At 59.2% G+C, this 14,490-nt stretch carries 15 protein-coding genes; 4 read left to right on the plus strand and 11 right to left on the minus strand.

Annotation, left to right across the window (positions count from 1 at the left end; all coding sequences use genetic code 11):
• Window position 1 precedes the first annotated feature (1 nt).
• The 4 genes from lspA to murJ form a co-directional block, all read right to left on the minus strand.
• Window positions 2–511, minus strand: a complete 510-nt coding sequence (gene lspA, locus GDV60_RS23180) for a signal peptidase II (RefSeq protein WP_029292036.1) — start codon at window positions 509–511, stop codon at window positions 2–4.
• On the minus strand, window positions 504–3,335 hold the full coding sequence (ileS, locus tag GDV60_RS23185; protein WP_159908863.1) for an isoleucine--tRNA ligase: 2,832 nt from the start codon (window positions 3,333–3,335) through the stop codon (window positions 504–506). The genes lspA and ileS overlap by 8 nt, the downstream gene beginning before the upstream one ends.
• A 13-nt stretch (window positions 3,336–3,348) precedes the next feature.
• A complete protein-coding gene (gene ribF, locus GDV60_RS23190; RefSeq protein ID WP_029292040.1) occupies window positions 3,349–4,287 on the minus strand; it encodes a bifunctional riboflavin kinase/FAD synthetase in 939 nt (312 codons plus the stop codon).
• A 118-nt stretch (window positions 4,288–4,405) separates the two neighbouring features.
• On the minus strand, window positions 4,406–5,944 hold the full coding sequence (gene murJ, locus GDV60_RS23195) for a murein biosynthesis integral membrane protein MurJ (protein ID WP_092230500.1): 1,539 nt from the start codon (window positions 5,942–5,944) through the stop codon (window positions 4,406–4,408).
• Window positions 5,945–6,197: 253 nt separating this feature from the next.
• On the opposite strand from murJ, the gene rpsT reads away from it, so the two are divergent.
• Window positions 6,198–6,476 carry a 30S ribosomal protein S20 gene (gene rpsT / locus GDV60_RS23200; protein WP_029292043.1) on the plus strand — a complete coding sequence of 93 codons (279 nt, stop codon included), beginning with the start codon at window positions 6,198–6,200 and terminating at the stop codon, window positions 6,474–6,476.
• A gap of 429 nt (window positions 6,477–6,905) precedes the next feature.
• On the opposite strand, the gene GDV60_RS23205 is transcribed toward rpsT, so the two are convergent.
• The 5 genes from GDV60_RS23205 to rplU all read right to left on the minus strand — a co-directional run bounded on the left by GDV60_RS23205 (window position 6,906) and on the right by rplU (window position 10,649).
• Window positions 6,906–7,370 carry a CreA family protein gene (locus GDV60_RS23205; RefSeq protein ID WP_029292045.1) on the minus strand — a complete coding sequence of 155 codons (465 nt, stop codon included), beginning with the start codon at window positions 7,368–7,370 and terminating at the stop codon, window positions 6,906–6,908.
• A gap of 13 nt (window positions 7,371–7,383) precedes the next feature.
• The gene (proB, locus tag GDV60_RS23210; RefSeq protein ID WP_070994146.1) at window positions 7,384–8,502 is read right to left on the minus strand and encodes a glutamate 5-kinase; all 1,119 of its coding nucleotides are present in this window, start codon (window positions 8,500–8,502) and stop codon (window positions 7,384–7,386) included.
• A 123-nt stretch (window positions 8,503–8,625) separates the two neighbouring features.
• On the minus strand, window positions 8,626–9,849 hold the full coding sequence (gene cgtA, locus GDV60_RS23215) for an Obg family GTPase CgtA (protein WP_154906582.1): 1,224 nt from the start codon (window positions 9,847–9,849) through the stop codon (window positions 8,626–8,628).
• Window positions 9,850–10,042: 193 nt separating this feature from the next.
• On the minus strand, window positions 10,043–10,300 hold the full coding sequence (gene rpmA, locus GDV60_RS23220) for a 50S ribosomal protein L27 (RefSeq protein ID WP_029292052.1): 258 nt from the start codon (window positions 10,298–10,300) through the stop codon (window positions 10,043–10,045).
• A 34-nt stretch (window positions 10,301–10,334) separates the two neighbouring features.
• Window positions 10,335–10,649 carry a 50S ribosomal protein L21 gene (gene rplU, locus GDV60_RS23225; protein WP_003176051.1) on the minus strand — a complete coding sequence of 105 codons (315 nt, stop codon included), beginning with the start codon at window positions 10,647–10,649 and terminating at the stop codon, window positions 10,335–10,337.
• 377 nt (window positions 10,650–11,026) lie between these two features.
• Here rplU and GDV60_RS23230 point away from each other — a divergent pair, with 377 nt between their 5' ends.
• The 3 genes from GDV60_RS23230 to GDV60_RS23240 all read left to right on the plus strand — a co-directional run bounded on the left by GDV60_RS23230 (window position 11,027) and on the right by GDV60_RS23240 (window position 12,963).
• On the plus strand, window positions 11,027–11,995 hold the full coding sequence (locus GDV60_RS23230) for a polyprenyl synthetase family protein (RefSeq protein WP_092230507.1): 969 nt from the start codon (window positions 11,027–11,029) through the stop codon (window positions 11,993–11,995).
• A 172-nt stretch (window positions 11,996–12,167) separates the two neighbouring features.
• Complete coding sequence (locus tag GDV60_RS23235; RefSeq protein WP_029292067.1) at window positions 12,168–12,509, plus strand: zinc ribbon domain-containing protein YjdM; 342 nt, start codon at window positions 12,168–12,170, stop codon at window positions 12,507–12,509.
• A 196-nt stretch (window positions 12,510–12,705) separates the two neighbouring features.
• Window positions 12,706–12,963, plus strand: a complete 258-nt coding sequence (locus tag GDV60_RS23240; protein ID WP_029292069.1) for a hypothetical protein — start codon at window positions 12,706–12,708, stop codon at window positions 12,961–12,963.
• Window positions 12,964–13,110: 147 nt separating this feature from the next.
• Here GDV60_RS23240 and GDV60_RS23245 read toward each other — a convergent pair whose 3' ends face one another.
• The gene (locus GDV60_RS23245) at window positions 13,111–13,728 is read right to left on the minus strand and encodes an FKBP-type peptidyl-prolyl cis-trans isomerase (RefSeq protein WP_029292071.1); all 618 of its coding nucleotides are present in this window, start codon (window positions 13,726–13,728) and stop codon (window positions 13,111–13,113) included.
• Window positions 13,729–13,874: 146 nt separating this feature from the next.
• Window positions 13,875–14,363, minus strand: coding sequence for a TIGR00645 family protein (locus GDV60_RS23250; protein WP_029292073.1), 489 nt, complete (start codon window positions 14,361–14,363; stop codon window positions 13,875–13,877).
• Between the last annotated feature and the right edge of the window lie 127 nt (window positions 14,364–14,490).

Below are 14,490 nucleotides of genomic sequence, written 5' to 3' on the forward strand. Positions count from 1 at the left end.
TTCAGTCATTTACGGCTTCTCCGGGTTTGTTGCCCTTGAACATATCCAGCGCCAGCATGACAGCGCCAACGCAGATGGCGCTGTCGGCAAAATTGAACGCCGGGAAATAATGGCGGTTCTGCCAGTGCACCAGAATGAAGTCGATCACATGGCCAAGGGCTATGCGGTCGTACAGATTGCCCAGGGCCCCGCCCAGCACCAGTGCCAGGGCGATAGCCAGCCAGGTGTCGTTGCGGCCCAGGCGCTTGAGCCAGACCACCAGCACCGCGCTGACCACCACGGCGATCAGGGCAAACAGCCAGCGCTGCCAACCGCCACTGTCAGCCAGGAAACTGAATGCAGCACCGGTGTTGTAGGCCAGGGTCCAGCTGAAGTAGTCAGGAATCACCACGATCTGCTGGAACATTTCCAGGGAGCCCTCGAAGTGAGCCTTGCTGACCTGGTCGATGACCAGGACCAGCAAGCTCAACACGAGCCAACCCAGACGTCCGAAACGGCTGGATTTAGGCATAGTGGCGAACCTCGCCAGCACCGCTGATGTTGTCGACGCAACGACCGCAGATTTCCGGATGCTCAGGGTTCACGCCAACGTCTTCACGGCAGTGCCAGCAACGGGCGCACTTGGCGAAGGTCGACTTGACCACCTTGAGCTTGAGGCCCGGTACTTCGGTAGCCACCGCATCAGCCGGGGCCTGGGCGAATGGCGCGAGGCTGGCTGTGGAGGTAATCAGCACGAAGCGCAGTTCGTTGCTCAACTTGCCCAGGTCGGCGGTCAGGCCCTCCTCGGCAAACAGCGTGACTTCGGCTTGCAGGTTGCCACCGACGGCCTTGGCCGCACGCTGGACTTCCAGTTCCTTGTTCACCGCAACCTTGACGGCCATCACACCTTCCCAGTACTCGCGGCCCAGTTCGAAGTCGGCCGGCAATTCGGTCAGGCCTTCGTACCAGGTGTTGAGCATCACGGACTCGTTACGCTCGCCCGGCAGGTACTCCCACAGTTCGTCGGCGGTGAAGGCCAGGATCGGTGCGATCCAGCGCACCAGCGCTTCGGAGATGTGATACAGCGCGGTTTGCGCCGAGCGGCGCGCCTTGCTGTTGGCGCCGGTGGTGTACTGGCGGTCCTTGATGATGTCGAGGTAGAAGCCACCCAACTCCTGCACGCAGAAGTTGTGGATCTTCGAATAGACGTTCCAGAACCGGTACTCGCCGTAGTGTTCCTGCAACTCGCGCTGCAGCAACAGGGTACGGTCCACGGCCCAACGGTCCAGGGCGAGCATTTCCTCGGCCGGCAGGATGTCGGTGGCCGGGTTGAAGCCGGTCAGGTTCGACAGCATGAAGCGTGCGGTATTGCGGATACGGCGGTAGGCATCGGCGCTACGTTGCAGGATCTGCTCCGAAACGGCCATCTCGCCCGAGTAGTCGGTGGAAGCCACCCACAGGCGCATGATATCGGCGCCCAGGGTGTCGTTGACCTTCTGCGGCGCGATCACGTTGCCCAGGGACTTGGACATCTTGCGACCGTTCTCGTCGACGGTGAAGCCGTGGGTCAGCAGTTCGCGGTATGGGGCGTGATCGTCGATGGCGCAGCCGGTCAGCAGGGACGAGTGGAACCAGCCACGGTGCTGGTCCGAGCCTTCCAGGTACAGGTCGGCACGCGGGCCGGTCTCGTGACCCATCGGGTGCGAACCACGCAGTACGTGCCAGTGGGTGGTACCGGAGTCGAACCACACGTCGAGGGTGTCGCTGATCTTGTCGTACAGCGGCGCTTCGTCGCCCAGCAGCTCAGCGGCATCCAGCTTGAACCAGGCTTCGATGCCTTCCTGTTCAACGCGCTGGGCCACCACTTCCATCAACTCAACGGTACGTGGGTGCAGTTCGCCGCTTTCCTTGTTCAGGAAGAACGGGATCGGCACGCCCCAGTTGCGCTGGCGGGAGATGCACCAGTCCGGACGGTTGGCAATCATCGAGTGCAGACGTGCCTGGCCCCAGGCCGGGACGAACTTGGTGTCTTCGATGGCTTTGATCGCACGCTTGCGCAGGGTTTCGCCGGCGACTGGCTCTTTGTCCATGCCGATGAACCACTGCGCGGTGGCGCGGTAGATCAGCGGGGTCTTGTGGCGCCAGCAGTGCATGTAGCTGTGCTTGATGGTTTCGGTGTGCAGCAGCGCACCGACTTCCGACAGCTTGTCGATGATCGGCTGGTTGGCCTTGAAGATGAACTGGCCGCCGAAGAACTCCAACGAAGGCGCGTACACGCCATTGCTCTGCACCGGGTTGAGGATGTCATCGTTGACCATGCCATAGGCTTTGCAGGTCACGAAGTCGTCCACGCCGTAGGCCGGCGCGGAGTGAACCACACCGGTACCCGAACCCAGTTCGACGTAGTCAGCCAGGTACACCGGCGACAGGCGGTCATAGAACGGGTGACGGAAGTTGATCAGTTCCAGCGCAGAGCCGGTGGCGGTGGCGATCACCGAGCCTTGCAGCTCGTAGCGGGCCAGGCAGGCCTCGACCATGTCCTCGGCCAGCACCAGCAGGCGATCACCAACGTCCACCAGGGCGTAGGTGAATTCCGGATGCACGTTCAGCGCCTGGTTGGCTGGGATGGTCCACGGGGTGGTGGTCCAGATCACGATGGCAGCTGGCTTGGCCAGGCTCGCCAGGCCAAAGGCCCCGGCCAGCTTGGCGTCGTCGGCAATCGGGAACGCGACGTCGATGGTCGAGGACTTCTTGTCTTCGTACTCGACTTCCGCTTCGGCCAGGGCCGAGCCGCAGTCAAAGCACCAGTTCACGGGCTTGAGGCCCTTGAACACGAAGCCGCCCTTGACGATCTCGGCCAAGGCACGGATTTCACCGGCCTCGTTCTTGAAGTTCATGGTCTTGTACGGGTTGTCCCAGTCCCCCAACACACCCAGGCGGATGAATTCGGACTTCTGCCCTTCGATCTGCTCGGTGGCGTAGGCACGGCACAGCTCGCGGGTCTTGTCGGCGCCCAGGTTCTTGCCGTAGGTCACTTCGACCTTGTGTTCGATCGGCAGGCCGTGGCAGTCCCAACCCGGGACATAAGGCGCATCGAAGCCCGCAAGGGTTTTCGAGCGGATGATCATGTCCTTGAGAATCTTGTTCAGCGCATGACCGATGTGAATCGTGCCGTTGGCATAAGGAGGGCCGTCGTGCAGGACGAATTTCGGACGATCCTTGCCAATCTCGCGCAACTTTCCGTACAGGCCAATACTGTCCCAGCGCTGCAGGATCTGCGGTTCGCGCTGTGGCAGGCCGGCCTTCATTGGGAAGGCGGTGTCCGGAAGGTTTAGCGTGGCTTTATAGTCGGTCATTTAAGGCTCTTCATTAGCGATGGGCGCTAGGTGCGGCTAGTGCACGGGCGGCGGCGACATCCGCATTGATCGCCGTTTTCAACGCCTCAAGGGAGGCGAATCGCTGCTCTTCACGCAGCTTTTGGTGGAAAACCACCGTCAAACGCCGGTCATACAAATCCCCGGCAAAATCCAAAAGATGAACTTCCAGGTGGGCCTTGCCATCACCTGCAACCGTTGGCCTGACGCCTATATTGGCGACTCCGGGCCACGGTTGGCCGTCGATCTCGACACTCACCAGATACACCCCGGTCAGTGGCACGCGACGGCGCTTGAGTTGCACGTTGGCGGTTGGCGTGCCCAGTTGGCGCGCCAGCTTCTGGCCGTGCAGGACCCGCCCGGCAATCCGGAACGGGCGACCGAGCAAACGCTCGGCCAAGGCGAAGTCGGCAGCGGCCAGGGCATTTCGCACCTGGGTGCTGCTCACGCGCAGACCGTCCAGTTCAACGGTTTGCGCGGCTTCGACGGTAAACCCCTGGGTTACGCCGGCTTGTTGCAGGAAATCGAAATCCCCTACCCGGTCGCAACCGAAGCGGAAGTCGTCACCGACCTCCAAATGCTGCACACCCAAGCCATCGACAAGGATACGGTCGACGAACTCGGTGGCGCTGAGACTGCGTAAACGCTGGTTGAACGCCAGGCACAAGACCCGGTCCACGCCTTCTTCGGCCAGCAGCTGCAGTTTGTCCCGCAAGCGGGCCAAACGGGCCGGGGCCGTCTCGGGGGTGAAGAATTCACGGGGCTGCGGCTCGAAAATCACCACGCAGCTGGGCACACCCAACTCGACTGCGCGCTCGCGCAGCCGCGCCAGGATAGCCTGGTGGCCACGGTGAACACCGTCAAAGTTGCCAATAGTGGCGACGCAGCCCCGATGCTCGGGGCGCAGGTTGTGGAGACCTCGAACCAGCTGCATAACGCGCTTCTTGCTCATAAAGTGGTCGATTATAACCACACCCGGCCCCGGACGACAGGCAACAGCACAGGCCAAATGATTCGAATCGAAAAAACAGCCAGCTTATTGTTGATTGCGATCAATTCAGCGCCTTGCGATTGAAATCCCGCAGACGGAAGCCCAGCAGCAACAACATGCCAAAGTAGGCGATCACCCCGGCCACGACCAGCAGGCCCAGGCGCAGGAATCGCTCGAGCATCTGCCCTTCGTCCCACGCCGGCATCCAATGCATCAGCCCCAGCAATACTGCCGACATCACGGCCACGGCCAGCAGCAACTTGAGGGCAAACACGCCCCAGCCTGGCTGCGGCTGATACATTTTTTGTTTACGCAGTTGATAAAACAGCAGGCCAGCATTGATGCAGGCGCCGGCGCTGATAGCCAGGGCCAGGCCGGCGTGAGCCAGCGGCCCGATGAATATCAGGTTGAACAGTTGGGTGACCACCAGGGTGAAAATGGCGATTTTCACTGGGGTACGAATGTTTTGCTGGGCATAAAAGCCCGGCGCCAAGACCTTGATCACAATAATCCCCAGCAACCCCACCGAATAAGCGACCAGCGCGCGCTGGGTCATCAAGGCATCAAAGGCACTGAATTGGCCATACTGGAACAGCGAAACCGTCAGCGGCTCCGCCAGGATTCCCAGGGCCAGGGCGCATGGCAGCACCAGCACAAAGCACAGGCGCAGGCCCCAGTCGAGAATGCGCGAGTATTCATGGCGGTCCTTGCTGGCGTAAGTACGTGCCAGGGTCGGCAGCAAAATGGTGCCCAGCGCCACGCCCAGCACGCCGGATGGCAATTCCATCAGACGGTCGGCGTAATACATCCACGACACGGAGCCGGAAACCAGTAGCGAAGCAAACGCGGTGTTGATGATCAGGGAGATCTGGCTGACCGACACACCGAGGATCGCCGGCAGCATGTTTTTCATCACGCGCCACACGCCAGTGTCCTTGAGATTGAGGCGCGGCAACACGAGCATGCCGATCTTTTTCAGGTGCGGCAGCTGATACAACAGTTGCGCCAGGCCACCGGCCAGCACTGCCCAGCCGAGCGCCATGACCGGCGGATCGAAGTACGGCGTGAGGAACAACGCAAAGATGATCATGCTGACGTTAAGCAGGGTTGGCACAAACGCCGGCACCGAGAAACGATTCCAGGTATTGAGGATCGCGCCCGCCAGGGACGATAGGGAGATCAGCAATATATAAGGAAAGGTCACTCGCAACAGATCGCTGGTGAGGGCGAATTTTTCCGGGGTGTTGGCAAAACCGGGCGCCGTGGCCCAGATAATCCAGGGTGCGGCGAGCATCCCGGCGATGGTCACCAGCATCAGCACCAGGGTCAACAGGCCCGAGACGTAGGCGATGAAGGTGCGGGTGGCCTCCTCGCCTTGCTGGGTTTTGTATTCCGCCAGAATCGGCACAAATGCCTGGGAAAACGCACCCTCGGCGAAGATCCGCCGCAGCAGGTTGGGCAGCTTGAAGGCGATAAAGAAGGCATCCGTGGCCATGCTCGCGCCAAAAATACGTGCAATGAGGGTGTCACGTACAAACCCCAGAACCCTGGAAATCATCGTGATAGAGCTGACGGCGGCCAACGACTTGAGCAGATTCATTGAAAGAGTTTTTGCCTATAGATAAAGAGCAGGCGAACAAAGCGCCCACTTATGCGATACTGCGCGCCTGCAACAGCACAGAGCCAAAGCTCGCGAGTTTACAGGTCAAGCGCCGGAAATAAATAACCCGCCTCTTCAGATCGACCACTCAGCAGTTCGCATCAGCCGCCCTTGACAAGACTTCAACTCATCGGCATGATTCGCGGCCTATTTTGTTTGCTATTTCCTAAAAAGTCTTTCGAGGAGCTCGACGGTGGCCAACACACCTTCCGCCAAAAAACGTGCAAAACAGGCTGAGAAGCGTCGCAGCCACAACGCCAGCCTGCGTTCCATGGTTCGTACCTACATCAAGAATGTAGTTAAGGCCATTGACGCAAAAGACGCTGAAAAAGCTCAAGCTGCTTACGTTCTGGCCGTGCCAGTTATCGACCGTATGGCCGATAAAGGCATCATCCACAAGAACAAAGCTGCTCGCCATAAAGGTCGTCTGAATGGCCACATCAAGGCTCTGAACCTTGCTGTTGCAGCCTAAGCGATAAGCTTGTTAAAAAACCGACCCCAGGGTCGGTTTTTTATTGCCTACGATTTATGCCAACCCCAAAACAAATGCGGGAGCTGGCTTGCCTGCGACGGGCACATAACATTCAACACAGATGTCGACTGTTAAACCGCTATCGCAGCATAGGTATCTACACAACTTTGCCGCAACGCCTAAATCCAGGCAGATAGCGCAGTTGTGGCGAGCGGGCTTGCCCCGCGCTGGGCTGCGAAGCAGCCCCAATAAGCCGAATGCGTTGTACCAGATACACCGCAGCGGCTGGTTTTGGGGCTGCTTCGCAGCCCAGCGCGGGGCAAGCCCGCTCGCCACAGGAGAGTTCGTCAGTTTCTGAAAGTTGTGTAGATACCTATGGCTATCGCAGGCAAGCCAGCTCCCACATAAAGCAACGCTGCACTGTCAGGCTTATTGCGCACTAGGCCAAGGCAGGATCGGAATCGCCGTCACCGCATTCTGCGGACTGCCTTCGATCAGGCGGTCGCTGTAGACCAGATACACCAGGGTATTGCGCTTCTTATCAAGGAAACGCACCACCTGCATGGTCTTGAACACCAGCGAGGTGCGCTCCTTGAACACTTCGTCGCCATCCTTGAGCTCACCCTTGAAGCGGATCGGCCCGACCTGGCGGCAGGCAATCGACGCTTCGGCGCGATCTTCGGCCAGGCCCAGGCCACCTTTGACGCCGCCGGTCTTGGCGCGAGACAAGTAGCAGGTCACGCCGTCAACCTTGGGGTCGTCAAACGCTTCGACGACGATTCGGTCGTTGGGGCCGACAAACTTGAACACCGTCGATACCTGGCCAATCTCTTCAGCCGAAGCCAGCAGCGGCATCGCCACCAACAACCCCAGCAACCCCTTCAATACACGCATCGCAGCTTTTCCTTTAAACCAGGATCAGGTTATCGCGGTGAACCAGTTCCGGCTCAGCCATGTAACCCAACAGACCGACAATCGACTCAGACGACTGCCCAATGATTTTCTGCGCCTCAAGGGCGCTGTAGTTGGCCAGGCCACGGGCGATCTCACGACCGTCCGGCGCTACGCACACCACCATTTCACCACGGCGGAAGCTGCCCTGGACCAGCTTGACGCCTACCGGCAACAAGCTCTTGTTACCCTGGGACAACGCCGACACCGCCCCCGCATCCAGCACCAGGGTGCCGCGGGTCTGCAGATGGCCGGCCAACCACTGCTTGCGCGCCGCCAGCATGCCACGCTCGGGCGATAGCAACGTGCCAATGCGCTCGCCAGCCTTGAGGCGATCCAGCACGCGCTCCAGGCGCCCGCCGACGATGATGGTATGGGCACCAGAGCGGGCCGCCAAGCGCGCAGCGCGCAGCTTGGTCTGCATGCCACCACGCCCCAGCGCACCACCGACACTGCCGGCCACGGCATCGAGCGCCGGGTCATCGGCACGCGCCTCGTAGATCAGTTGGGCGTCCGGATTGTTGCGCGGATCGGCGTCGAACATGCCATCGCGATCCGTGAGGATCACCAGCAGGTCAGCCTCCACCAAGTTGGCCACCAGGGCAGCCAAGGTGTCGTTGTCGCCAAAACGGATCTCGTCGGTCACCACGGTGTCATTCTCGTTGATCACCGGGATCACCTTGAGCTCGACCAGGGCACGCAAGGTGCTACGGGCATTGAGGTAACGCTTGCGGTCAGACAGATCGTCATGGGTCAACAGAATCTGCGCGGTATGGCGCCCGTGCTCGGCGAAGCTGGACTCCCAAGCCTGCACCAACCCCATCTGACCAATCGCCGCAGCAGCCTGCAACTCATGCATCGCGCTGGGTCGCGCGGTCCAGCCAAGGCGGCTCATCCCGGCGGCAACCGCCCCGGACGACACCAGCACCAACTCGACACCCGCCTCATGCAAGGCCACCATCTGTTCAACCCAGATGCTCATGGCTGCGCGATCCAGCCCCTTGCCATCTGCCGTCAGCAGCGCACTTCCGATCTTTACGACCCAGCGTTGCGCACCCGTCACTTTGCTCCGCATCATCTTCAACCTTAGATTGAGGGCCACGCGACCCAGCGCCGCCCATAACGTTATTCATGACTACCGATTACCAGATACTAAAACGCCGCTCGATTGAGCGGCGTTTAAGTTTATCGCAACAGATCAGTCACGCACGTAAATGATTTCTGGACCATCTTCATCATCCACATCTTCCTCGTCCCAATCATCGTCACCGATATCATGGACCGACTTGACGCCGCTGCGACGCAGGGCACGCTGGTCATCCAGCGCCTGCAACTGCGCACGCGCCTCGTCTTCGATGCGCTGATCAAGATCCGCCAGCTCGGCCTTGTAGACCGGATCGGCAGCCAGGCGATCGGCACGATCTTCCAGGTAGCGCATGATGTCGCGGGTCAGACGCTCAGTGCCTTCTTTGGCAATGGCGGAGATCACGTAGACCGGACCTTCCCACTGCAGGCGGTCAACGATTTCCTTGACCCGCTCCTCGTGCTCTTCCTCGAGGATCTGGTCGCACTTGTTCAACACCAACCAACGGTCACGCTCAGCCAGGGACGGGCTGAACTTGGCCAGTTCGTTGACGATCACCTCGGCAGCATCCGGGGCACTGGTTTCATCCAGCGGCGCCATATCGACGAGGTGCAGTAACAGACGGGTACGGGACAAATGCTTGAGGAAGCGAATCCCCAGGCCCGCGCCATCGGAAGCACCTTCGATCAGACCCGGAATGTCCGCGACCACGAAGCTCTTCCAACGATCGACACTGACCACACCCAGGTTCGGCACCAGGGTGGTGAACGGATAATCCGCCACTTTCGGCTTGGCGGCAGACACCGAGCGAATGAAGGTACTTTTACCGGCGTTCGGCAGGCCCAGCAGGCCAACGTCTGCCAGTACTTTCATTTCCAGCTTCAGGTCACGCTGCTCGCCCGGCTTGCCCGGCGTAGTCTGGCGTGGCGCACGATTGGTACTGGACTTGAATCGGGTATTACCCAGACCGTGCCAGCCACCCTGCACAACCATCAGCTTCTGGCCGGCCTTGGTCAGGTCGCCAATCACTTCCTGGGTCGCAGAGTCGATGATCGTGGTGCCGACCGGTACGCGCAGCACCAGGTCCTCACCTTTTTTACCGGTGCAGTCGGTGCTGCCGCCGTTGGAGCCACGCTCGGCATCAAAGTGCCGGGTGTAACGATAGTCCACCAGGGTGTTGAGGTTTTCGTCGGCCATCATGTAGATGGAACCGCCATCACCACCATCACCACCGTTCGGACCACCATTCTCGATGAACTTTTCGCGGCGGAAACTCATGCAACCGTTACCGCCGTCGCCTGCTTTTACTCGGATGGAAACTTCATCAACGAACTTCATAACAAAACGCCTCTCGCCGCACGGACGAGCTTAAGAAACCAAGACATAAGACTCTTGCAAAAATGAGCGCAGCGACCTCAATCAACGACCGCAAATCCAGCGCTTGAGCCCATCACAAACAGCTTTGCAAGAGACTCACCCCACAAACGAAAAAGCCCCGTCGCAAGACAGGGCTTTTCCAGCGAGCTCGCAATTAAGCCGAGACAACGCTCACGTAACGGCGGTTGAACGCGCCTTTTACTTCAAACTTGATCACGCCTTCGATTTTCGCGAAGAGGGTGTGATCTTTACCCATGCCTACACCGTAACCGGCGTGGAATTGGGTGCCGCGCTGACGCACGATGATGTTGCCCGGAATGATTTTCTGGCCGCCATACATCTTAACGCCAAGGCGTTTGGCTTCTGAGTCGCGACCGTTACGGGTACTACCACCAGCTTTTTTGTGTGCCATGAGTCAATTCTCCTAGTGAGGAATTAGGCTGAAATTAAGCCTGAATACCGGTGATTTTGATCTCGGTGTACCACTGGCGGTGGCCCATACGCTTCATGTGGTGCTTACGACGACGGAACTTGATGATGCGGACTTTATCGTGACGACCTTGGGAGATCACTTCAGCCACAACGGTAGCGCCAGCAACAACTGGAGCGCCGATGTTCACGTCATCGCCATTGGCGACCAACAGAACGCGATCAAAAGTAACGGATTCGCCGGTAGCGATTTCCAGTTTTTCGATCTTCAGGTATTCACCTGGGGCGACCTTGTATTGCTTGCCACCAGTAACAATTACTGCGTACGACATGGTATTTCTCCGATAATCCTGCTCACCCAGCGCTTTATAAGAAGAGGTATTGGCTGGCATGGCTGCATGGGATGGACGTCCCGAATGCAATTGCGTAAGGCAGGTGCTGCCCAGGAAGTTCAGGGTGCGCGATTGTACGCAAGCTGTGGAAGGCTTGCAAGTAGCCGCCAGTCGCCGGGAAAGCGTAGCGAGCGAAGGGAAGACAAGGAAAAAACAGGCGAGGAAGCGGAGTTTACTGGTTGTAAATGAGCATTCCGAGCCTGTTTTTGACGCAGGATTACCGAGCGCAGTAGCTTTCACGGTGACTGGACGCGCCTTGACACCCGGGGGCGCGGGTCCTAGCATGCCGCGCAACCCTTCTGGAGCGACTGTCGCTGATGCAACCCCAAGCTTTCTACCGCGCGGTGGCGGACGATTTTAGCGCCGTCGACGACATCATCAAGAAGCAACTGACTTCTAAAGTGCCGCTGGTCTCCAAAATTGGCGACTATATTACGTCGGCCGGCGGTAAACGCCTGCGTCCTTTATTAGTGTTGCTGTGTGGCAAGGCCCTGGGCCGCGAAGGCGATGACCTGCGCCTGCTGGCCGCTACTATCGAGTTCCTGCACACCGCCACCCTGCTGCACGACGACGTGGTCGACATGTCCGGCATGCGCCGTGGTCGCGAGACCGCCAACGCCATGTGGGGCAATGCGCCCAGCGTGTTGGTGGGCGACTTCCTGTATTCGCGCTCGTTCGAAATGATGGTCGAACTGGGCTCGATGCCGGTGATGAAAATCCTGTCCCAGGCCACGCGCATCATCGCTGAAGGCGAAGTGCTGCAACTGTCCAAGGTGCGTGACGCGAGCACCACCGAAGAAACCTACATGGAAGTGATTCGCGGCAAGACCGCGATGCTCTTCGAAGCCTCGACCCACAGCGCCGCCGCCCTGTGCCAGGCGACTGCCGAACAGGCCGAAGCCCTGCGCACCTTTGGTGACCACCTGGGCGTGGCCTTCCAACTGGTGGACGACCTGCTCGACTATCGCGGCGATGCTGAAACCCTGGGCAAGAACGTCGGTGACGACCTGGCCGAAGGCAAGCCGACCCTGCCGCTGATCTACACCATGCGCGAAGGCACGCCGGAACAGGCGGCACTGGTGCGCAAGGCGATCCAGAAAGGCGGCATCGAGGACCTGGAAAGCATCCGCGCAGCCGTGGAAGCTTCGGGCTCTCTGGAGTACACCGCACAACTGGCGCGCGACTACGTGGCCCGTGCCATCAAGTGCCTGGAAGCCCTCCCCGCCAGCGAATACCGGGACGCCCTGGTGGAGCTGAGTGAGTTTGCGGTAGCCCGTACTCACTAACGCTCTGTGGGAGCTGGCTTGCCTGCAATAGCATCACCTCGGTACCGCTGATAGACCGAGGTGCCTGCATCGCAGGCAAGCCAGCTCCCACATTTAGACCGCAGCGCCCCCGCCCCAGCAAAACCCTATATAATGTGCGACTTTTAGCCATCCTGACTTTCAAGGAGCTTTAGTGAGCACGTTGCCACCCTGCCCAAAATGCAATTCCGAATACACCTATGAAGACGGCGCCCAGCTGATCTGCCCGGAATGCGCCCACGAGTGGTCCGTCGGTGGTGAAGCCGAAGCAGCCAATGATGAAGCCGTGAAGAAAGACTCCGTGGGTAACGTCCTGCAAGACGGTGACACCATCACCGTGATCAAAGACCTCAAGGTCAAGGGCACCTCGCTGGTGGTCAAGGTCGGCACCAAGGTCAAGAACATCCGCCTGTGCGATGGCGACCACGATATCGACTGCAAGATCGACGGTATCGGCCCGATGAAGCTCAAGTCCGAGTTCGTCCGCAAGGTCTGACCTGCCTGCTCCATCCCGCGCCCGCCGCGGGATGGCGTCTCACCCTCCCCGCTTCACCTCCCTCCAAGTAGCAAAAAGCCATCCCTTTTGACCTTGCACAATGCCCACACAGAAAAATCAGGAAATTGCCAATAGGGACTTGCTATTCTACGAATAAGAATTATTCTCATTGAAACCTTTCAAGGAGATGCGAACCATGACTTATTTGATTGATGCCTGGCTGGACCGTCCGCACCCTTACCTGCGGATCCTTCATCGGGAAACCGGCGAAGTGTGTGCGGTGCTCGAAGAAGAAGCGCTGAATGAATTGCAGGACCAGGGCGACCTGGACGTCAACGGCCTGAGTTCCAGTGAACCTGGGGTGCTGAAGGAGGTAGTGAGGAATCTGTTTCTGTTCTGCTATGCCCGAGCATTGCGCCCGGTGACAGAGCTGCATGGCAAGTTTCACCCATGAGCAACCCGAAAAGCCCTGATTGCACCGGGCTCATGTGGGAGCTGGCTTGCCTGCGATAGCAGCACCTCGGTGTAGCTCAAGACCGAGTCGTCTGCATCGCACGCAAGCCAGCGCCTACGCAGAGCCAGGCGCAACCATCAGCAGGTCTTACAGAACGTCGAGCAGCTCGACGTCGAATACCAGAACGCTGTGCGGCGGGATGCTGCCAACGCCTTGTGCGCCGTAAGCCAGTTCGCTCGGCACGTACAGGCGCCATTTGCTACCGGCATTCATCAATTGCAGGGCTTCGGTCCAGCCAGCGATCACGCCACCCACCGGGAATTCTGCCGGCTGGCCACGCTCGTAGGAGCTGTCGAACACAGTGCCGTCGATCAGGGTGCCATGGTAGTGGGTACGCACCTGGTCTTCACGGGTCGGCTTGGCGCCTTCACCGGCGGTCAGCACTTCAAACTGCAGGCCGGAAGCCAGGGTGGTGATGCCTTCACGCTTGGCGTTTTCAGCCAGGAATGCCAGGCCAGCGCCTGCGGCGGCTTCAGCCTTGGCTGCGGCTTCGGCTTGCATGATGTCGCGGATCACCTTGAAGCTGGCAGCCATTTGCTCTTGGTCAACACGGCTTGGCTTGCCGCCGAACGCGTCGGTCAGGCCAGCCAGGATCGCGTCCAGGCTCACGCCAGGTGGCGGGTTGTCGCGCAGTTGGTCGCCCAACTGACGGCCAATACCGTAGCTGACGCGGGTTTCGTCGGTGGACAGATTAACTTCGGACATGGAAAGGCTCCGCTGTAGGACAACCGCAAAGGCCTGCAAAAGCGCAGTTTCTGCGTGCTATCCAAACTAAAAGGGCGAGCAGACTAGCACACTCGCCCTACGCTTGATGAGCCCAAAATCCCGGGCCAAAAGGCGCCGGGCCTGAATCAATGCTTGGTGACTTTATCCAGGTAACCCATGGCAAACGCCGAGATCACGAAGGTCATGTGAATGATCACGTACCACATCAGGTGCTGTGGATCGACATTCTTGGCATCCATGAAGATACGCAGCAGGTGGATCGAGGAAATCGCCACGATGGATGCCGCCACTTTCATCTTCAGCGACGAAGAGTCCATGGTGCCCAGCCAGTTGAGCTTTTCCTTGTTGTCGTCGATATCCAATTGCGAGACGAAGTTCTCGTAGCCGGAAATCATCACCATCACCAGCAACCCACCCACCAGGGCCATGTCGATCAGCGACAGCAGCACCAGGATCAGCTCCGACTCGGCCATCGCAAAGACATTAGGCAGCAGGTGGATCACTTCCTGGAAGAATTTCAGCGCCAACGCCAGCAGCCCGAGGGACAAGCCGAAATAGATCGGCGCCAGCAGCCAGCGGGAGGCATACATTGCATTTTCGATAAAGCGTTCCATGGAGTCTCACACAGCGTGGCTAGAAATGGCGGCGAGTATATCAGCCACGTACATCGCGCCATAACCACCCGGAAACTGACCTGTAGCGCTTCTGTAAGACAATTTTTCTGCTAGTGTCGGCCTCATC

The organism is Pseudomonas sp. DTU12.1, assembly GCF_009873475.1.
GTDB lineage: Bacteria > Pseudomonadota > Gammaproteobacteria > Pseudomonadales > Pseudomonadaceae > Aquipseudomonas > Aquipseudomonas proteolytica.